This is a genomic window from Vibrio sp. 1557, from assembly GCF_033340175.1.
GTDB lineage: Bacteria > Pseudomonadota > Gammaproteobacteria > Enterobacterales > Vibrionaceae > Vibrio > Vibrio alginolyticus.
This window is the reverse complement of sequence record NZ_JAWOVZ010000001.1, coordinates 492,182-511,510: the sequence shown is the minus strand read 5'-3', so window position 1 is coordinate 511,510 and position 19,329 is coordinate 492,182. Positions and strand designations below refer to the sequence as shown.

Sequence of the window (19,329 nt, the reverse complement as noted above, 5' to 3'; positions counted from 1 at the left end):
CACAAAGTTAAGGTAGAGAATATGCATTTTGATTTATCCGTGATTTGGTTCGCGATCATCGTTTTTGCCACTTTGATGTACATCATCATGGATGGCTTCGATTTGGGTATTGGAATACTGATGCCCTTCATCAAGGATGAAAAACAAAAAGACGTCATGGTCAACAGTGTCGCGCCAGTTTGGGACGGCAACGAAACTTGGATTGTGCTTGGAGGCGCATCTCTATTTGGCGCTTTTCCGATGGCTTACGCGGTAATTATTGAAGCGCTAACCATCCCTTTAACGTTGATGTTGATTGCTTTGATCTTTCGTGGCGTCGCGTTTGAGTTTCGCTTTAAAGCATTGGAAAATCACTTAAAGTTCTGGGATCGCTCTTTTATGGTCGGCTCGATTTTAACCACGTTTTTCCAAGGCATCGTTGTTGGCGCGGTAATTCAAGGCTTTGCGGTGGAAAACCGCGTCTTCGTAGGTAGCCAACTCGACTGGCTCAGCCCTTTTCCCATCTTTTGTGGTTTGGGTTTAGTCGCAACGTACGCGCTGCTTGGTAGCACATGGCTCATCATGAAGACGGAAGGTGAACTGCAAAACACGATGCACCGCTTCACTAACAAAACACTACTGGCGATGATCTCCGCATTAGTCATTGTGAGCGCTTGGACTCCACTTGCTTACCCTGCCATTGCGGAAAGATGGTTTTCTCTGCCTAATTTGTTCTACTTACTGCCCGTACCTGTCATTACTGGGCTGGTATGCTTGAAGATTGCCGACTCCGTTAAAAAGCGTAAAGAGCGCAGCCCTTTCGTGATGGCGTTAGTGATCGTGATTCTCGGGTTCGCTGGGCTTGGCATCAGTATCTGGCCAAATATCATTCCTCCTAGCATATCAATATGGGAAGCAGCGGCTCCTGCAAGCAGTCAGCGCTTTATGCTCGTTGGAGCAGTGATCATCATCCCGATTATTCTGGCTTACACCTTTTGGAGTTACTACGTCTTCTCCGGAAAAGTAAAAGAAGGCGAAGCGTACCATTAACGAGTTGATAAGGAGTGAGTATGAAAATCAAAAATTGGTGCCGCCAATGGGCTTGGATGGTTGGAATATGGGTCGTTAGCGTCGCTGCATTAGGGTTAGTGTCTATGTTATTTCGCGTCATGATGACCGCTGCAGGGTTAAAATCTTAGCTCGGCACGTTTAAGTCAATAAAAAATGGATGCCTCTAGATCTTGTGTAAGAGCTAGAGGCGTTTGCATTCAAGTCCGACTTTTCACGTGTGCAGACAATACGATCGTAGATTCTAAACCGCGAGCCACTTCAAAATAACCACCAGCACGAGATAGCTGACGAGCCGTCAATTTTTCTTTGCCTAGCTTTTCAAACCAATAAGGCGCCAATGAGCACTGAGCCGAACCTGTGGCAAGATCTTCTGAAATACCGATTTTAGGTGCAAAGTAACGCAGCACATAGCCACTATCAGAACTTTGAGCCGTCACGATGACAGCATGAAACTCATCAATTTTAATCAGCTCATCAAAGTTAGGTTGATAGCGAACAACATCATCTTCTGATTCGAGAACAACAACCAAATCACGCGTTGTAAAAGCATCTACGGGGTGATTGGAAAAGCCTGAAATACCCAAGGGGATGGCATGAGGCTTGGCTAGCCAACTTGGCATCACTATCCGATACATTCCATCCAGTCCAGTAACGGTAACATGACCATACTGACTTTGTAGAATGACCTCGTTCTTATGATAGTTGGAAATGATTGCAGCGCCTGCGCCCAAACTTCCGTGTCCGCATAGGTTGATCTCTCCTTCTAGGCTAAACCAGCGAATGTGGTAGTCACTGCCAGACTGAACCACAAATGATGTGACAGGTTGAGCGACCTGATGAGTGATTTGAAGTAATTCAGAATCACTCAGCCAGTGATTTAGTTCGACAACGCCACATGGATTACCTTGAGCTAACTCATCACAAAATACATCAAATATTTGCGCTTTAATCATCCATCACCCTTGCGGTTTAACCATGCATTAAATCAAGGTCCTCGTCATTATCATCTCGATAAAAACGAGAGTTCAGCTATCAAGTCAACTTGATGTAGGTAATATATACGACAACAGAGTCGCAATCTTCAGTAAGTTTTGTTCGTTGGGTACAATCGACAGGTTATATGACAAAGCTTTAAGCCTCAACATGACCGATGTGCATGGCTACTTTTAGCGCTTGTTTATTGAGATTAGACGCCTCCCAAGCAACAACAACACGACTAGTGAGAGGGATATCCTCAATCTCGGCGACTGTCGCGGAATCATCGAGATGTTCAGCCAGTGAGCGCGGAACGAGAGCGATACCTAACCCAGCCTGCGCCATGGCAATCGTCGTACGAAGTTGCGGTGCTGCGAACTGTGGTTCGAGCCTTACTCCTGCGTCGGCAAAAAGTGTGCTCATGCCATCAAACAATGCGGGTCCAGTCTCTCGTGGAAACAGTAAAATTTTATGGCCTCTCAACTGTTTCATCTGGATACAGGGATATTTTGCCAGTTCGTGCCCCGCCGGAATCACCGCGACAAACGGGTCGTTAAACAACACCTTGTGCTCAAAAGGCTCACTGGCGTAACAGGGTAGCCGCATGATTGCGAGATCAAGTTGTTTGCTTTTTAACTGAGTGGCAAGCTCTGGCATTGATAGTTCCGCCGTCTGTAAATGAACCCCATTCTCTTGAATACGCCCAATCCTCTCCAATACCTTAATGCAGGTTGATGTTGACGTCGCGAACGCGATTTTAACCTGCGTATTTTCACCACGGGCAATCTGTCGGGCTTTTGCTTTAGCGCGTTCCACATCAGCAAGAATATTTACCGCATCCGTATAAAAGACTTGCCCTGCATGGGTCAGTTCTACTCCTCTAGACAAGCGCTTAAATAAGTCCACGCCAAGCTCGTGCTCTAGCTTTTTGATTTGTTGACTCAAAGGAGGTTGCGCAATCCCTAACTGTTCAGCTGCTCGGGTAAAGTGACGAGTCTCGGCGACCGCGACAAAATACTTCAGGTAGCGAAATTCCATATATTTTCCATATCAAAATAAATCTTTTTTATATTGGATTTAGCACCGTGTAGAAGTCAATCTAAATATACTCTTCATTGCATAACTGGTCTTACTCATGCGTGGATTTTATAACCCTCTATGCGCTTGTTCGCTTGAAGTAGCGAAAGAATTTTCTGAATACCATCACGTTACCGGAGATGGTGAGATTTATCAGACTTCGTTAATGAGTGCTTTGATAGCTGGTGTTTACGAAGGCTCAACAACCATAGAAGAACTGCTGAAACATGGGGATTTTGGTTTAGGTACGTTCAATGAATTGGATGGTGAGTTGATTGCTTTTGATAAGGAAGTTTTTCAACTCAAGTCGGATGGCTCCGCAAACCCGGCAGACCTAGCGCAAAAAACGCCCTTTGCTGTCATGACTTTTTTTAAACCTGATATCGAGCTGCCACTGACATCGCGCATGTCACGTCATGAAGTCCATAACCTCATAGACGACATGGTTCCAAGCGATAACCTATTTTGCGCAGTGCGCATTGATGGCGTTTTCGATTCAGTTCGCACTCGTACCGTACCTAAACAAACACGCCCTTATCGGCCAATGCTTGAAGTGGTCAAAGAACAACCAACATTCCGCTTCACGCATAAGCAAGGCGTGGTCGCCGGCTTTCGCAGTCCTAAATACACGACTGGCATTAATGTGCCCGGCTATCACGAACACTTTATTACCGATGACCGCCAAGGAGGTGGTCATATCCAGGATTACAGCATTTCGTCAGGGTTCCTCCAGATTGGCAAAGTCTCACGGCTAGTGATTGATACCCCAGTATCGACAGACTTCCTCAACGCCAATTTGGCTCCGGAAGATATAAATACCGCCATAGAAAAGGCGGAAAAGTAACAAAGTCAGGCAAATAATAAGGACAACAAATGCAATCCAAACCTTCAAATAAAAATGGAGCTCAGTTGATCGCTCAACAGCTAGAGTCTCTCGGCATTAAGTACATTTTCGGTATTCCTGGTGCAAAAATAGATCGACTGTTCGATGCGATTGAAGACACTAACATCCAAATGATTCCGGTACGTCACGAGGCTAACGGCGCGTTTATGGCGGGCGTTATGGGAAGACTAACCGGCAAAGCAGGCGTCACAATGGTTACGTCAGGCCCTGGCTGTGGAAATCTAGTTACGGGGGTTGCAACAGCAAACTCCGAAGGCGATCCGCTGATTGCTATCGGTGGTGCGGTGAAACGAACTGACCAGCAAAAACAAACACACCAGAGCATGGATACCGTCAGTATTTTTCGCTCTATAACTAAGTTCAGTGCTGAAGTGCAGCATGTGGACGCCGCAAGCGAGATCATGGCGAACGCATTTCGTATCGCAGAGTCAGGTCGTCCTGGGGCTTGCTTTTTGAGTCTCCCCCAAGATGTTTTATCCGAGCAAACCCAAACGGACATTATTGTCCCCTCGCCTTACACACAGCCTGGTTGCGCAGACATCGCAGCAATCGAAGAAGCGGTCAGTCGAATCAGTAAAGCAAAGCGCTGTGTGGTTTTACTTGGCCTTCACGCGAGCCGCAGTCAAAACGCTGCTGCTATCGCTCGGTTTCTTCAAAATACGCAGCTACCCGTTGTCGGCACTTACCAGGCCGCCGGCACGGTAGACATCAATTACTATCATCACTTTGCTGGGCGTGTCGGTTTGTTTAATAACCAACCTGGCGATGTTTTACTGCGGGACGCCGATTTAATTCTCACCATCGGCTTTAGCCCAATAGAGTATGACCCTGAGCTTTGGAACAGCCACCGCAACCCAGTGATTCACCTCGATATTGAACCAGCAGAATACCAACTTAATTATCAGCCTTGTGTTGAAATCGTCGGAAACATTGCGCAGTCATTAGACAAGATGGGCAGCTATATCTCTGAATATGCTCGCCTTTCCCCAACGGCACTTTCAGTACTGGAAGAGGTCGCACTGCAACGGCAAGTGATCAAAACCTATCCCAATGTCTATCACAAGCAAGGATTTCATCCACTGGCGCTAATAAAAGCTATGCAATCTATCATCACACCGGATACCACGCTATGCCTTGATATGGGGAGCTTCCACATCTGGATCGCTCGTTACTTGAGCTGTTTTCGAGCTCGCCAAATGCTGGTGTCTAACGGCCAACAAACAATGGGCGTTGCACTACCATGGGCCATTGGTGCCAGCCTACTAAAACCTGGTAGCAAAGTGGTATCGATATCAGGAGACGGCGGTTTTATGCAATCGAGCATGGAGTTAGAAACCGCGGTTAGACTGAACTGCAATATCGTCCATATTGTGTGGGTTGATAACGCCTACAACATGGTAGAAATGCAAGAGATCAACAAATATCAGCGCTGCTCTGGTGTGAAATTTGGACCAATTGATTTCAAGGCCTACGCCGAATCATTTGGCGCGAAAGGCTTCGCAGTGACTAGTCAACACGAATTGCTACCGACATTGAATAAAGCCATGGACGTTGAAGGACCAGCAGTGGTGGCTATCCCCGTAGATTACAGCGACAACGACAAACTGATGTTGCCGCGCACAGAGAAAAATCAAGATCCCGTTTTTGTAAGTTTCGAAGGAGAAATCGCATGAGAGGATTAAAAAATAAAGTCGCACTCGTCACTGGTTCTGCCAATGGTATTGGTTTGGCCATCGCAAAACGTTTGTATGAAGAAGGCGCAAACGTCGCTCTTGCCGATTGGAATGAAGAGCAGTTGGCAAACGCCGTTGAGGGCTTTGATAAACAGCGTGTGTCTGCGCATTCTATTGATGTTTCTGACCCAGAAAAAGTCGCAGCACTGATTTCTGATGTTGTTACCCGTTTCGGTAAACTGGATATTTTAGTAAACAATGCTGGCGTACATGTCCCTGGTTCCGTGATTGAAGGTAGTGTGGAAGACTGGAAGAAGATCTCTGGTGTAAACATTGATGGTGTTGTTTATTGCGCGAAGTTTGCTTTGCCTGAACTCTTAAAAACGAAAGGTTGTATGGTAAATACCGCGTCCGTTTCCGGTTTGGGTGGTGACTGGGGTGCCGCATTCTATTGCGCGAGTAAAGGCGCAGTGGTGAACCTTACCCGAGCGATGGCATTGGACCATGGTGCGGAGGGCGTAAGAATTAACGCCGTATGCCCAAGCTTAGTAAAAACCAACATGACGAACGGCTGGCCGCAGGACATCCGCGATAAATTCAATGAGCGCATTGCGCTCGGCCGAGCCGCCGAACCTGAAGAAATTGCGTCCGTCGTGACTTTCTTGGCAAGTGATGACGCATCTTTCATTAATGGCGTAAACCTACCTGTAGACGGCGGTGCCACCGCATCAGATGGCCAACCTAAAATAGTATAAGCATGAAATAGACAGATCAGTGAGAGACGTTCTACTACCTTTCGGATCGATGCTGATCTGTCGCTTTACGCTCTGAGCACACAACCCGTGCCGGCAATAAACTCAACCACTCGACCGCTGTTAGAGATATCTCAACAACTTAAACCAGCAACGAGAAATTAATGTTTCACACAAACCGACAAACTATGTAAGCATTCCATCAGGCATAGAGTGAAGACCTATGTATCAGCGATTCACAAAGAACCAGACAGTTTCCGCGAATACTTTCTAAAGAAGTCTCAGTGACGACTAACGTTTCTGCCACACCATCCATTGCTCTCTGCCTTTAAAAACCTCAACACTGTTTGCCACCACTGAGGACTTCACAAGTTCAAACGTGGGCTCTAGAAAAGATGCCAACTCCCCACTTCGCAAACAAAATGGAGGAAAGCGTGATAGGTAATTATCATCAATGACGAAAAAACCAATTAGAAAACCTCCGCTTGGCAATAATTTATCCACCATCGAAAAGTATTCTGACCACATATCTCTCGGTAGTGCTGCGAGAAAGGCCCGCTCGTAAATGACATCAAACGAGTGAGAAAAATCGGCATTAAATACATCACCCAATACGACTTTATCTTTGTAGTTACCTAACGTTGATTGCGCCATTTTTACCGCTTCTTGGCTGTAATCCATCGCGATCACGTCATGCCCATATTGAATAAAAGTGCTCAGTTCATAAGCGGCACCACACCCAGGAATAAACACTGACTGGCCTACATGAAGTGAATTGTCGAGATAGTCCTTGAGTTCTTGAGGTGTCGATTGGGCATCCCAAGGCATAGTGCCTCGGATAAACAAATCATCCCAGAATTGTGTGTTAATCATTGGTGCCTGTTTCATTTACCCGCTCCCTGATTGCGGTAGTAAAAAATAAAGGGATACGCAGCGCAATGTGGTATCCCTTTTCTAGCCTTTTGTCTGACGTTGTTAGTTTTTTATGACAACCACTTTCTACTGCACTTATGCCACCAATGAGTTAACTGCGAAGATCATTGATTAACGGCTGCTCCGCTTGGTTCGGTACAAACTGGACATTGCCTTTCAGTTTAGTGACAGACTGGAGTGTTGCTTGAATGTCCTCTGCTGATACATGCACATCATGACAACAGAAAGTAATGGCATCGTTGAAGCCATCGCGCTCAATTTTCAAGGAGCCTTTAATATCGTGGCGACGACAGACTTCTTGGATCTGATGCGGATAAACAAACAGCCCTTTTACTTTCACCGCGGAGTCTGCTCGTCCCATCCAGCCCTTAATTCGTGCATTCGTGCGTGAAGAATCAGAACTTGTCTCTAGGTATGCCGATAAATCTCCCGTTGCGTAGCGAATCAGCGGGAACTTCTCATCGAGCGACGTTACAACGACTTCACCGACTTCTCCCGGTTGTACAGGAACACCATCAGGATCAACGATTTCAACAATAATATCTTCGGCAATCACTAATCCTTGTTCACCAGACACTTGATAAGCAATCAAACCAAGCTCTGCACTTGCGTAGGCTTGAAAGACTGCAATGCCTTTTTCCTCAAACATCTGTTCCATGTCTGCTGTAACCGCTTCACCAGAGACCAGAGCTTTCTCAAAGCTAGGCAGCTCATTGTATTTCTCTTGATACTTTTGTAGCAACGTCAGCAAATACGAAGGTGTACCAGTGTAACCATTAGGTTGAAGCTGTTTAATTGCTTCTATTTGCGCTTCGGTATTGCCTACTCCAGCCGGAAATACCGCACAGCCACAAGCCCTTGCGCCACCATCCATAATAAATCCGCCAGGAGAGAAATGGTAAGAGAGCGTGTTATGCACTAAATCACCCGCACAGAACCCAGCTGCGTGAAACGCGCGCCCCATACGCCAGAAATCGGCCTCATCCGTTTGAGCCTCATACAAAGGCCCAGGAGACTGAAAAACACGTGCCATTTGACCAATGGCAACGCTATTTAAGCCACCAAACGGCGGTTTAAGTTGCTGCTGATTAGGTACATTGAACTTACGTGTAATCGGGAACTGAGCAAGCCCTTCACGATTGTTTGCCAATGTAGGATCTAACTCAGAAAAATGCGCTGCGTAATGTTCGCTATTGGCTTTCGAATTTTCAATCAGCGCTGGCAAACGTTGAAACAGCGACTCTTCTCGCGCCTGTAGAGACAACGATTCTTTCGCATCAAATAGTTCGTTCATCCTTGCTCCTTACAACCAACGCTTACGACGTTTGTAAGATTTCAGATTCTTAAAGCTCTTGCGATCTTCATCGCCGCCGCCAAGGTAGAATTCTTTTACGTCTTCATTGTTTAGCAATTCGTGCTTGCTGCCATCTAGTACGATTTTGCCTGATTCCATGATGTAACCGTAATCGGCCGCTTGAAGAGCGAAGTTGGCATTCTGTTCAACCAAAAGCATGGTAATACCTTGCTCTTTGTTGATCTTGTTAATAATGCTGAATACTTCTTTAACTAGCAGTGGAGAAAGCCCCATAGACGGTTCGTCCAACAAAATCATCTTCGGTCGAGCCATTAACGCTCGGCCAATAGCTAACATTTGTTGCTCACCGCCAGACAAATAGCCCGCCAGGCCAGTGCGCTCTTTGAGTCGCGGGAAATAGTCAAACACCATTTCGATGTCTTGTTCAACTTCGTTGTCAGTGCGTGTATAAGCGCCTAAGCGAAGATTTTCTATTACCGTCATATCTTCAACAATTCGGCGCCCTTCCATAACTTGGAAGATGCCCGAACGGACGATCTCTTCCGGGCTTTTGTTGTCTATACGCTCGCCCATGAAGTTGATTTCGCCGCGCGTCACTTCACCATCTTCGGTTTTCAATAAACCAGAAATGGCTTTCAACGTTGTGGATTTACCCGCACCGTTGGCGCCCAGTAAGGTCACAATCTGCCCTTTTGGAACTTCTAAACTCACACCGCGAAGTACTAGTATTACTTCGTCGTAGACGACTTCAATGTTGTTCACTGAAAGCAGTATTTCTGCCGGTTCGATATTCGTTGCTAATTCAGCCATCAAGCTACTCCTTGCTAGGGTGAGAGTGTTCTCTCACCCATCCTTATTTTCAGTAAGCTTTGTTATTAATAAGTCGTAGATTAGTAACCTAGCCAATCGTCACGACGTGACAATGTCACCTGAGATACTTTCTTAATATCAACTGCGCCGCCATCGTTGTTGCCCATAAAGACGTTCACGGTTGTTGTGCCTCGGTGATCTTCCGGTTTCCAGTTCGCAGGGACACAAACACCTTCTAAGCCTTGTGGTACCCAGTTGTCATGGACATACATGCCCTTCTTGATGTTTTCACCTGTGATGCCACCGTTGTCTTTCGCCCACTCCATTGCTTCTTTCATATAGAACGCAGAACAAATACCGCGAATGTAATGGTGAGTTCTGAATTCGCCCGGCTCTGATTCAGACTGCTTAGAAATCTCACGAACCAGCTTCATGCCCTCATTATCATCTCCCCAAAACGCCGTCATACCCGGGAAAACGTAATCTTTAAGGCCATCGCCTGCTGCTTCAAGCACTGGCTTGTCGCCGCCCCAAATGTTTGCCATGTACTGGAACTCTGTCCCAACCGTGTTACAAGACTTCACTAGTGAGATAACCGAGCTACCGATATTAGCAATGTAACCATAGTTGGTGCCTGACTCTTTCAGCGACAAACATTGCGCTTTGAAGTCCCCTGGTTTTAGTGACACAACGACTGGGTTTTGCACATCAAAACCAAGCTCTTTAGCGTACTCTGCACACGCTTCTTTTGGCGCATTCGGGAATGGATGGTTATCGCCAATGTGCGTAAATTTCGGCGCACCTTGATTGCCCTTAGATTCCCAATCTTCTTTCGCCCACTTAACTAGCGCACGGCACGCATCTGAGTACGACGCACCATAAAAGAAATTATAAGGCGCTGGTTTCGCGGTTTTTGGGTTTTTGCCAGTTGGGTCAGTTAAGTGACCAGAGTAAGAAGCAGAGAACACCGGCACTTTGTCTTTGGTGACAAACGAAATAAGTGCTTCGGTATCCGCCGTACCCCAACCTTGCAGCGCAACCATGTCTTTACGCGCCACCCAACGTTTATAGTTAGAAATCGCCACTGGTACTTTGTACGCCATGTCTACTGTTTCAAATTCGAGCTCGGTACCGTTAATGCCACCGTTTTGGTTAATCCAACGCAATGCGTCTCGCACGCCAGAACCATAAGGCTTGCTCACATAGGCAGTTGGTCCAGAAAAGTCGACTAATTGCCCGACAAACACAGAATCTTTTGCCCAAGTTGCGGTAGTAAACAGTGCAGATGACAGCACCAACGTTGTCGCTAAATGTCCTTTGTTCATAACTCGTTGTCCTTGTTATTGAGGTATATTCCACTTAATTCCACGTTAATATGAGAACGGATAGTGTTTCCAATATGCTCGAATCTGTTGCCAGCGATGCGATAATCCTTGAGGTTCGAAAATGAGGAACAGCATGATGACTAAACCAATCGCCATCTCTTTGAAGTAAGCCAGACCATCAGTGAAAGCGGTGGTATCACCAAACGCTGAAAGCCCCGTTACGCCAAACTCTAAAACTTCAGGCAGAAGTACGATAAATATCGTCCCCATCAGCGTACCTTTGACTGAGCCTAAGCCACCAATGATGATCATGGCCAAAAACTGGATAGACATCATGATGGTGAAACCTTCTGCTGATACAAACCCTAGATAATGTCCGTAGAGTGCGCCCCCGATGCCTGCATAGAATGCACACACTCCAAATGAGAGAAGACGATACTTGGTTAGGTTGATGCCCATGATCTCTGCTGACAGATAGTGATCTCGTACTGAGACAAACGCGCGACCGTCACGAGAACGGATTAAGTTTGATGCCCACATATACATGAAGATCAGCGCAAACAGAGCGATGTAGAAGAAGCTTTCGTCAGTCGTAAACGCAAAGCCAAACAAATTAATTGGGTTCGCGCTTGCACCGTATGAGCCGCCACTGAACCAATCTGCGCGAGCAAAGAAGTCCTCTAGAATAAACTGCGCCGCCAACGTTGCGATAGCTAGGTATAAACCTTTAATTCGAGCCGCTGGCAGACCAAACAGCATCCCCACAATCATGGTTAAGTAACCCGCAAGCGGAATCGCAAACACGACTGGAATGTTAAACTGGTTATTTAGCCAAGCCGATGCAAAGGCGCCAAAGCCAAAGAACGCACCGTGACCTAGCGAAATTTGTCCGGTAAAACCAACCAGAATGTTTAAGCCCAATGCCGCGATACCGAGGTATGCAATCTGAATAAACAGGTTTAGGAAGTAAATATCCAAGACCAGCGGTGCTGCCAGCATGGCGATGACACCTGCAATCGCAAGGCTTCTGATGGTTTTGGTTTCAAAAATTGGCGTATCGCTTTTGTATGTGGTTCGAAAATCCCCACACGGGCGCATGCTAAGTTGAGCCATGTTATTTCTCCTTAAATACGCTCAATATCTTTGGTACCAAACAGGCCATATGGCTTGAAGGCAAGAATGATTAACAGCACATAGAATGGTGCGATGTTGTACAAGTTACCCACTTGCAGGTATTGGCTATCAAAAAACTCAGCCAAGTTTTCTAGCACCCCGATGGTGATACCACCGACAATTGCGCCGACTACCGAATCTAAGCCACCTAAAATAACGGCTGGGAAAACTTTGATACCAATAATGGATAGCGCGTCAGATACGCCGTTAACGATACCGATAACAATCCCTGCTGTTGCAGATACCATTGCCGAAATGGCCCAACTGATGGCGAACACTTTCTTGATGGAAATGCCAAGACTCTGGGCTACTTGCTGGTTGAATGCCGTTGCGCGCATTGCCAGACCCATTTTGCTGAATTTGAAGAACCAGTAGAACGCGCCCATGATGAGCATTGAGAAGATCAAGCTCAGAATGTAAGCAAACTCAACATTCAAACCTCCGATATTCACCACGTTGGTTTCGAACACTTGCGGGTACGACACAGCAGAGACACCGAATATCCACTTCATCAGCGCTTGGAAAAACATCGATAGACCAATGGTCACCATGATCACAGAGATAATCGGTTCACCAATCAACGGTCTGAGCACAATGGTTTGCACGGCGATACCAAAAATCATCATGAACGCGAGCGTGAGTAAAAAGCCTATAAAAAACGGTAACTGTAGGTGTACCAATGCCGCCCAACATACCCATGCGCCAATCAACAGGAACTCACCCTGAGCAAAGTTGACCACCTGGGTCGATTTGTAAATCAATACAAAGCACATGGCGACAACGCCATACAACATGCCAACGATCACGCCATTAATGACGAGTTGCAGTAATAAATCCGTATTCACTATGCGATCCTCCGTTGTTCGCTATCCACTAGTGTTGGCTCATGCTCAATAAGCGTTTCAATAACTAGCGACGTTTGAATGCGTGTTTTGGTGCCATCTTGATAAGTGATCACTGTATCGACATCGACTTTTGGATCGTCGCTGTAGATGGTTTCGATGATGTCTCCGTATTTCTCTGCAACCACACCACGGCGTACTTTACGTGTGCGAGTTAGCTCTCCATCGTCGGCATCCAGCTCTTTGTAAAGTAGAATGAATTTGCTGATCTTCTGTGCATCCGGTAGGGATTCGTTCACTTTTTGAACTTCTTCACGAATCGCTTGGTACACTTCTGGTTGAGCAGATAAGTTGGTGTAGTTGGTAAATGCCAAGCCGCGTTGCTCTGCCCACTTCGCGACGATCGCATAGCGAATACAGATGATGGCAGACAGCCAAGGTCGACCTTTACCTACCACCACGGCTTCTGCAATAAACGGCGAGAACTTGAGTTTGTTTTCAATGAACTGCGGAGAGTAGCGGTCGCCGTGGCTGGTTTCCGACATATCTTTCAGACGATCAATCACCACCAAGTGACCGGAATCTTTAAAATAACCCGCATCGCCTGTGTGCATCCAACCATCTTGAACATCTTCATCATATGCTGCTTGGTTGTTTAAGTAGCCAGTAAACATGCCTGTACTTTTCGCGATGATTTCACCAACGCCATTGCTGTCTGGGTTGATGACTTTCACTTCTGCATTATCAAACGCAACACCAACGGAATCGTAATCCACATCATCCGCTTGGTGCACGGTGTATGCGCCACACATTTCGGTCTGACCATAAAGCTGCTTAAGTGGCACACCAATAGCTTGTAGGTAACGGAAAGTGTCAGGCCCCATCGCCGCACCGCCCGTTGCAGCAGATGTTAGGTTCGAAAAGCCTAAACGGTCTCGCAAAGCACGCAAAAGAATCCATTCGGCGAGTTTAGAACGTTTGCCCTGCTCTAACGCTTTGTTGGCTAAGCTCATGCCCAGTTTGTACATCTTTTGCTTAAACGGTGTCGAATCCATCATTCGTGCAGACACGTCTGCCACAATGTTTTCCCACACACGTGGCGCTAACAGCACAAAGTTTGGACCGATTTCACGCAAGTCGGACATCATGGTTTCTTGTTCTTCCACAAAGTTAACGATTTGACGAGAAATCAACGCCTGACCAACCACGTAAACCTGCTCCATAATCCAAGGCAAAGGCAGAACAGAAACGTAGTTGTCGCCTGGGGAACGAGGGTCTGCACGCAAGTAAGCCGCACAGTGATCCAAGAACGTGCCACTGTGTAGCTGAGCCAATTTTGGTTTAGAAGTCGTACCCGACGTTGTACAAAGAATTGAAAGATCGCTGCCTTTGGTTTCAACAACCATATTGAGATATTTGTCTGGGTCCGCTTTATCAATCAGCTGACCTTTTTTGTAGACCTGTTCAACATCAATCAATCTTGGATCATCGTATTTACGCATTCCACGAGGATCGCAGTAAATAATGTATTCAACGCTAGGAATTTCATCACCAAGCTCAAGCAGCTTGTCGCATTGCTCTTCATCTTCGGCAATCACGACTTTTGCTTTGGCATAGTTGATAAGGTACGCCACCTCTTCGTGCATAGAATCTTGATAGATGCCCAGCGAGAAACCTTTGATCGCATGTGCCGCTAACTCGCCCCATACCCATTCCGGGCGGTTATCACCTAACAAACCAACGACATCTTGCTCACCAATACCCAAATCTCGTAGTGCCAGTGCCATCCACTTGACGCGGTTTTCATAATCCTTCCAAGTGAACTCTCGCCATATACCAAACTCCTTTTCACGCATTGCGACTTGTTCGGGCCAGTTCTTGGCATTGTGTTGCAACACTTTTGGAAAGGTATCTAAGCGGGTTATATCTGCCCAATCATTATGTTGCTGTGCCATTATGCACTCTCCTCTAATGTCGGTAACTCTTCGCCTAAGTACGCTTGTTTCACATGTGGGTTGGCCATCACTTCTTCAGGCTCACCCGTAGCAATGTGTTTACCGAAATCCAAAACCAAAACGCGATTAGAGATGTCCATGACCACGCCCATGTCGTGCTCAATCATGATGATCGTGATATCTAATTCTTCATTCAGATCCATGATGTAACGTGCCATGTCTTCCTTTTCTTCCAAGTTCATACCTGCCATTGGTTCATCAAGCAGCAGTAACTTAGGTTTTAAGGCAATGGCACGAGCAAGCTCTACACGCTTACGTAAGCCGTAAGATAGGGTGCCTGCAGTCGCTTTTCGGATGTGCTGGATTTCTAGAAAATCGATCACGTCTTCCACATATTTGCGGTGCGCCATCTCTTCTTTCTGCGCATTAGAGAACCAATAGAGTGGCCCCGTGACGAAGTTGTTTTTTAGTAGGTGGTGTCGGCCAACCATGATGTTGTCCAGTACCGACATGTGAGAAAAGAGCGCTAAGTTTTGGAAGGTTCTTCCCAACCCTAACTCAGCTCGTTGGCTAGGTGTCCGTTTAGTTACATCATCTCCAGCGAAGATTACAGAGCCTTTGTTTGGTGTGTATCGACCAGAGATGCAATTGAGCATTGAGGTTTTACCTGCACCGTTTGGGCCAATGATTGAAAAAATTTCCTTTTCATTCACATGGAAGCTCACGTCAGTTAAAGCTTTCACCCCACCAAAAGCCAATGAAATATCGTTTACCTGCAACAGAGGCGATTCCGATACCATAGTTGATCTCCCTTTCGTTATTTTAAGTGCGTTCCATTGAGCACTATTTGATCAAACCTAACTTTGATACTGGTAACCGCTTTTACACCTATGCATCAACTTTGTATTCAGTTTACGTAAACGTCAATTTAAAATCAGAATAGTGCCTGAAAGATTAAGTTGCAATCGAGTTCATCGAGAAAGATTTGAACTAACGCAAACTTTAAGTAAATAAATTGTTAATAAAAATTATTCTCAAACGCTTACATATTTGGATAGTTCGGACCACCACCACCTTCTGGCGGAGTCCAGGTAATATTTTGACTTGGATCTTTGATGTCGCAGGTCTTACAGTGGATACAGTTGGCCGCATTTATTTGCAGCTCTGGCTGCTGCTCCCCCTGTACGATTTCATACACGCCAGCCGGACAATAGCGCTGTGCTGGCTCTGCATATAATTCAAGGTTCTGCTCAATAGGGATCCGCTGGTTCTCCAGTCGTAAGTGGCATGGTTGATCTTCCTCATGGAAGATATTGGATAGATAAACAGAAGAGAGGCGATCGAAACTTAACACGCCATCAGGCTTCGGATAGACAATTTCATTGCTGCTTTCCGCCAATAACAGAGACTGATGATCAGGCTTATCACAGCGGATATGCCACTTAGCTTTGCCTTTTAATACGTTATGTTCCAGCAGCGCTAAACCACCGCCCAGCCACGATCCAAAGCGGTGAATGCCACTTGAGAAGTTACGTGCTTGATAAAGCTCTTCATACAGCCAAGACTGTTTGAAATGCTTTTGATAATCAGCAGTAACTGACTGACTCTCAAGGGCTTCACATACTGCTTCAGCGGCAAGCATGCCAGATTTTATTGCCGTGTGTGTGCCTTTGATTTTAGCGCCGTTAAGTGTTCCTGCATCGCATCCAATTAATAAACCACCAGCAAATTGCTGAGTGGGAAGCGAATGAAAGCCACCCTTGGTGATCGCCCTTGCGCCATAGCTAATACGCTTCCCATTTTTGAGGTATTGCTCAATCAACGGGTGGTGTTTAAAACGTTGAAACTCATCAAATGGACTCAAGTGCGGATTCTTATAATTCAAGTCAACAATCAACCCGACGGCAACTTGGTTTCCCTCTAAATGGTAGAGATAACTGCCACCTGTAGCTTCATTTGATAGCGGCCAACCTAATCCGTGCACTACTAAACCTTGCTGATGCTGCTCTGATGGGATTTCCCACAGCTCTTTAAAACCGATAGCGTAATGTTGAGGCGTTTTCTCTTCAGCAAGATTAAATCGGTTAATCAACTGCTTACCAATATGCCCCCGTGCGCCTTCAGCAAATAAAGTAAACTTCGCTCGCAGTTCAATACCAGGTTCGAAATTTCCTTTTTGTTCACCATTTTTGTCTAACCCCATATCGCCCGTGATCACGCCACAAACACGACTATCTTCATCGATGATCGCTTGACTGGCGGTAAAACCTGGGTAGATCTCCACCCCCAAGTTCTCAGCCTGCAACGCCATCCATCGGCATAGACTGCCCAAACTTATGATGTAATTACCTTTGTTATGTAACGTATTAGGCACCGCCCAAGAAGGCAGTTCATGACCATTGATGTCATTGCCTAGATAGTAGGTTTTATCTTGGTTTACTTTGGTATTGAGCGGAGCGCCTTTCTCTTGCCAGTCGGGAAAAAGCTCATCCAAACTTCGCGTTTCAAACACCGCACCCGATAAAATATGCGCTCCAACTTCAGAGCCTTTTTCTACCACGCAAACAGAGAGGTCTTGTTCTTTTTCTGCTGCTAATTGTTTGATTCGGCATGCCGCAGACAAGCCTGCGGGACCTGCGCCTACAATCAGAACATCAAATTCCATGCAGTCTCTTTCCATGATTGCATTCCTTTTTCTTTGCATGTTGCCAACTTGTTAATCAACAATATATTTAAAGTTGACGCAAACGTAAAGGTAAATTAACATCATTTTAAAGACGTCATCACATCGTCTTCACTGTAAACACATAGTCTTCACTGTAAAAGGAATCTAACGTGAAAATACTAGTGCCAATCAAAAGGGTCATTGATCCCTACGTTAAAGTTCGCGTGAAAGCGGACCATAGCGATGTTGAAACCAATAACGTCAAGATGACGATTAATCCATTTTGCGAAATAGCCGTTGAAGAAGCCGTACGACTAAAGGAGCAAGGTATTGCAGATGAAGTCATCGTTGTCAGTGCCGGCGGTAGCCAGTGTCAGGAGCAACTACGTACTGCGCTTGCGTTAGGTGCCGATCGCGCTATTCATATCGATACTGAAGACAAAATAGAGCCATTGGTCGTCGCTAAGCTGCTCAAAGCTCTGGTTGAGCAAGAACAAGCACAGCTTGTGATTACGGGTAAACAATCCATTGATACGGACAACAACCAAGTGGCTCAGATGCTGGCCGCCCTACTTGACTGGCCTCAAGCAACTTTCGCTTCCGACGTGAAGATAGAAGATCAAAAAGTTCAGGTCGTGAGAGAAGTGGACGGCGGCTTGATGACGGTCGCGATGAACTTACCTGCGGTGATCAGTACTGACTTACGCCTGAATGAACCGCGTTTTGCCTCTTTGCCTAATATCATGAAAGCTAAGCGCAAGCCGTTAGATACCATCACACCTGACAGTCTGGGTGTTGAAGTGGTATTTAGCCAAACCATTCAAGAAATCACACCGCCAGCGCAAAGAAAAGGTGGCATCAAGGTTGAATCTGTCTCAGAGCTTCTCGATAAGCTGCGTAACGAAGCGAAGGTGATTTCATGAAGAACTTAATCATAGCAGAGCATGACAATAACCAATTGCATGCTGACACACTCAAAGTGGTTAATGCAGCAAAACAAGTCAGCCAAGACAATGTTTTGATCGTAGTGGGCCACCAGTGTGAAGAAGTCGCTCAACAAGCTTGTCGCGTTGATGGTATATCAAACGTAATTTGTGTCGATGATGAGCAACTTAAGCATCAATTTGCCGAGAGTATCGCACCTATTGTAGTGAGTGTTGCTGAAGGTTTTGACGCAATCTGGGCTAGCTCATCATCAAAAGGGAAAGATCTTGCACCGCGAGTAGCAGCGAAGTTCGGCGTTGGGCAAATTTCCGATATTGTCCAAGTTATCGATGAAAACACTTTTATCCGCCCTATTTACGCAGGAAACGCATTTGCCAAAGTGACCACCAGCGACAAGGTTCGCGTCATCACCGTGCGCGCGTCTGCGTTTGAGCCGGTTACTTGTCACAACCAAGCTGATATTAAGCATCAGCAGGTCACTATCTCAGCTCCAATGGTTGAATTGGTTTCTGTCGATAAAACCGTGTCAGAACGTCCTGAATTAAGCGCGGCAGAGGTGGTTGTGTCAGGTGGACGCGGGGTCGGTAGCAAAGAGAACTTCGCGTTGATCGAACAAGTTGCCGATAAACTAGGTGCTGCCATTGGCGCTTCTCGCGCGGCAGTTGATGCCGGGTTTGTTGCCAACGACTTACAAGTGGGTCAAACCGGTAAAATCGTTGCACCTAAGCTTTATATAGCGGTTGGGATTTCCGGTGCCATCCAGCATCTTGCAGGAATGAAGGAATCCAAAGTGATTGTCGCGATCAACAAAGATCCAGAATCTCCTATCTTTGAAGTTGCCGACTATGGATTGGTTGGTGATTTATTTGAGGTACTACCTCAGCTTGCCGAACAACTTTAAACGATCAGATAAGGGGCGAACACCGCTATGTTCG

At 46.2% G+C, this 19,329-nt stretch carries 18 protein-coding genes; 7 read left to right on the top strand and 11 right to left on the bottom strand.

Annotation, left to right across the window (positions count from 1 at the left end; translation table 11 throughout):
• Positions 1-21 precede the first annotated feature (21 nt).
• Entirely contained in the window at positions 22-1,029 is a 1,008-nt protein-coding gene (gene cydB / locus R7070_RS02260) for a cytochrome d ubiquinol oxidase subunit II (protein WP_047101326.1), read from the top strand.
• Between the two features lie 20 nt (positions 1,030-1,049).
• Positions 1,050-1,178, top strand: coding sequence for a DUF2474 domain-containing protein (locus tag R7070_RS02255; RefSeq protein ID WP_005373267.1), 129 nt, complete (start codon positions 1,050-1,052; stop codon positions 1,176-1,178).
• A gap of 69 nt (positions 1,179-1,247) precedes the next feature.
• Here R7070_RS02255 and R7070_RS02250 read toward each other — a convergent pair whose 3' ends face one another.
• Together R7070_RS02250 and R7070_RS02245 are read right to left on the bottom strand one after the other, a co-directional pair.
• Positions 1,248-2,003, bottom strand: a complete 756-nt coding sequence (locus R7070_RS02250; protein ID WP_186585396.1) for a PhzF family phenazine biosynthesis protein — start codon at positions 2,001-2,003, stop codon at positions 1,248-1,250.
• 178 nt (positions 2,004-2,181) lie between these two features.
• Complete coding sequence (locus R7070_RS02245) at positions 2,182-3,063, bottom strand: LysR family transcriptional regulator (protein ID WP_213903275.1); 882 nt, start codon at positions 3,061-3,063, stop codon at positions 2,182-2,184.
• A 97-nt stretch (positions 3,064-3,160) separates the two neighbouring features.
• Between R7070_RS02245 and budA the strand changes: the two genes are divergently transcribed.
• The 3 genes from budA to R7070_RS02230 are packed head-to-tail and all read left to right on the top strand — an operon-like array spanning position 3,161 to position 6,434.
• Positions 3,161-3,946 (top strand): acetolactate decarboxylase, encoded by a 786-nt coding sequence (gene budA / locus R7070_RS02240; protein WP_005382707.1) that lies wholly within the window; start codon positions 3,161-3,163, stop codon positions 3,944-3,946.
• A 29-nt stretch (positions 3,947-3,975) separates the two neighbouring features.
• Entirely contained in the window at positions 3,976-5,679 is a 1,704-nt protein-coding gene (gene alsS / locus R7070_RS02235; RefSeq protein ID WP_158173444.1) for an acetolactate synthase AlsS, read from the top strand.
• The gene (locus tag R7070_RS02230) at positions 5,676-6,434 is read left to right on the top strand and encodes an SDR family NAD(P)-dependent oxidoreductase (RefSeq protein ID WP_256900091.1); all 759 of its coding nucleotides are present in this window, start codon (positions 5,676-5,678) and stop codon (positions 6,432-6,434) included. The genes alsS and R7070_RS02230 overlap by 4 nt, the downstream gene beginning before the upstream one ends.
• A gap of 288 nt (positions 6,435-6,722) precedes the next feature.
• Here the strand turns inward: R7070_RS02230 and R7070_RS02225 are convergent, their stop codons facing one another.
• From R7070_RS02225 to R7070_RS02185, 9 genes are all read right to left on the bottom strand, one after another.
• Entirely contained in the window at positions 6,723-7,319 is a 597-nt protein-coding gene (locus tag R7070_RS02225; protein WP_005382731.1) for a methyltransferase domain-containing protein, read from the bottom strand.
• A gap of 136 nt (positions 7,320-7,455) precedes the next feature.
• On the bottom strand, positions 7,456-8,658 hold the full coding sequence (locus R7070_RS02220) for a phenylacetate--CoA ligase family protein (RefSeq protein WP_033906431.1): 1,203 nt from the start codon (positions 8,656-8,658) through the stop codon (positions 7,456-7,458).
• Between the two features lie 9 nt (positions 8,659-8,667).
• The gene (locus R7070_RS02215) at positions 8,668-9,489 is read right to left on the bottom strand and encodes an ABC transporter ATP-binding protein (protein ID WP_005373283.1); all 822 of its coding nucleotides are present in this window, start codon (positions 9,487-9,489) and stop codon (positions 8,668-8,670) included.
• 80 nt (positions 9,490-9,569) lie between these two features.
• Positions 9,570-10,814 carry an ABC transporter substrate-binding protein gene (locus R7070_RS02210; protein WP_005373285.1) on the bottom strand — a complete coding sequence of 415 codons (1,245 nt, stop codon included), beginning with the start codon at positions 10,812-10,814 and terminating at the stop codon, positions 9,570-9,572.
• Between the two features lie 45 nt (positions 10,815-10,859).
• Positions 10,860-11,927, bottom strand: a complete 1,068-nt coding sequence (locus tag R7070_RS02205; RefSeq protein ID WP_005373288.1) for a branched-chain amino acid ABC transporter permease — start codon at positions 11,925-11,927, stop codon at positions 10,860-10,862.
• Positions 11,928-11,938: 11 nt separating this feature from the next.
• Complete coding sequence (locus R7070_RS02200; RefSeq protein ID WP_005373295.1) at positions 11,939-12,832, bottom strand: branched-chain amino acid ABC transporter permease; 894 nt, start codon at positions 12,830-12,832, stop codon at positions 11,939-11,941.
• Positions 12,832-14,784 (bottom strand): long-chain fatty acid--CoA ligase, encoded by a 1,953-nt coding sequence (locus R7070_RS02195; RefSeq protein WP_005373296.1) that lies wholly within the window; start codon positions 14,782-14,784, stop codon positions 12,832-12,834. The genes R7070_RS02200 and R7070_RS02195 overlap by 1 nt, the downstream gene beginning before the upstream one ends.
• Positions 14,784-15,584, bottom strand: a complete 801-nt coding sequence (locus R7070_RS02190; protein WP_005373297.1) for an ABC transporter ATP-binding protein — start codon at positions 15,582-15,584, stop codon at positions 14,784-14,786. Before R7070_RS02190 ends, R7070_RS02195 begins: the two co-directional genes overlap by 1 nt.
• A gap of 242 nt (positions 15,585-15,826) precedes the next feature.
• On the bottom strand, positions 15,827-17,464 hold the full coding sequence (locus R7070_RS02185; protein ID WP_005373299.1) for an electron transfer flavoprotein-ubiquinone oxidoreductase: 1,638 nt from the start codon (positions 17,462-17,464) through the stop codon (positions 15,827-15,829).
• A gap of 155 nt (positions 17,465-17,619) precedes the next feature.
• On the opposite strand from R7070_RS02185, the gene R7070_RS02180 reads away from it, so the two are divergent.
• On the top strand, positions 17,620-18,372 hold the full coding sequence (locus R7070_RS02180; RefSeq protein ID WP_005373300.1) for an electron transfer flavoprotein subunit beta/FixA family protein: 753 nt from the start codon (positions 17,620-17,622) through the stop codon (positions 18,370-18,372).
• Entirely contained in the window at positions 18,369-19,295 is a 927-nt protein-coding gene (locus R7070_RS02175; protein WP_005373301.1) for an electron transfer flavoprotein subunit alpha/FixB family protein, read from the top strand. Before R7070_RS02180 ends, R7070_RS02175 begins: the two co-directional genes overlap by 4 nt.
• Positions 19,296-19,329: the final 34 nt, after the last annotated feature.

Bases quoted from the DNA above. Each gene is read 5' to 3' on its own strand.
- R7070_RS02185 (WP_005373299.1), bottom strand. From the start codon at position 17,464: ATGGAAAGAGACTGCATGGAATTTGATGTTCTGATTGTAGGCGCAGGT.
- R7070_RS02205 (WP_005373288.1), bottom strand. From the start codon at position 11,927: ATGGCTCAACTTAGCATGCGCCCGTGTGGGGATTTTCGAACCACATAC.
- R7070_RS02210 (WP_005373285.1), bottom strand. From the start codon at position 10,814: ATGAACAAAGGACATTTAGCGACAACGTTGGTGCTGTCATCTGCACTG.
- R7070_RS02250 (WP_186585396.1), bottom strand. From the start codon at position 2,003: ATGATTAAAGCGCAAATATTTGATGTATTTTGTGATGAGTTAGCTCAA.
- R7070_RS02245 (WP_213903275.1), bottom strand. From the start codon at position 3,063: ATGGAATTTCGCTACCTGAAGTATTTTGTCGCGGTCGCCGAGACTCGT.
- R7070_RS02175 (WP_005373301.1), top strand. From the start codon at position 18,369: ATGAAGAACTTAATCATAGCAGAGCATGACAATAACCAATTGCATGCT.
- R7070_RS02230 (WP_256900091.1), top strand. From the start codon at position 5,676: ATGAGAGGATTAAAAAATAAAGTCGCACTCGTCACTGGTTCTGCCAAT.
- R7070_RS02220 (WP_033906431.1), bottom strand. From the start codon at position 8,658: ATGAACGAACTATTTGATGCGAAAGAATCGTTGTCTCTACAGGCGCGA.
- R7070_RS02255 (WP_005373267.1), top strand. From the start codon at position 1,050: ATGAAAATCAAAAATTGGTGCCGCCAATGGGCTTGGATGGTTGGAATA.
- alsS (WP_158173444.1), top strand. From the start codon at position 3,976: ATGCAATCCAAACCTTCAAATAAAAATGGAGCTCAGTTGATCGCTCAA.
- budA (WP_005382707.1), top strand. From the start codon at position 3,161: ATGCGTGGATTTTATAACCCTCTATGCGCTTGTTCGCTTGAAGTAGCG.
- cydB (WP_047101326.1), top strand. From the start codon at position 22: ATGCATTTTGATTTATCCGTGATTTGGTTCGCGATCATCGTTTTTGCC.
- R7070_RS02215 (WP_005373283.1), bottom strand. From the start codon at position 9,489: ATGGCTGAATTAGCAACGAATATCGAACCGGCAGAAATACTGCTTTCA.
- R7070_RS02195 (WP_005373296.1), bottom strand. From the start codon at position 14,784: ATGGCACAGCAACATAATGATTGGGCAGATATAACCCGCTTAGATACC.
- R7070_RS02190 (WP_005373297.1), bottom strand. From the start codon at position 15,584: ATGGTATCGGAATCGCCTCTGTTGCAGGTAAACGATATTTCATTGGCT.
- R7070_RS02225 (WP_005382731.1), bottom strand. From the start codon at position 7,319: ATGAAACAGGCACCAATGATTAACACACAATTCTGGGATGATTTGTTT.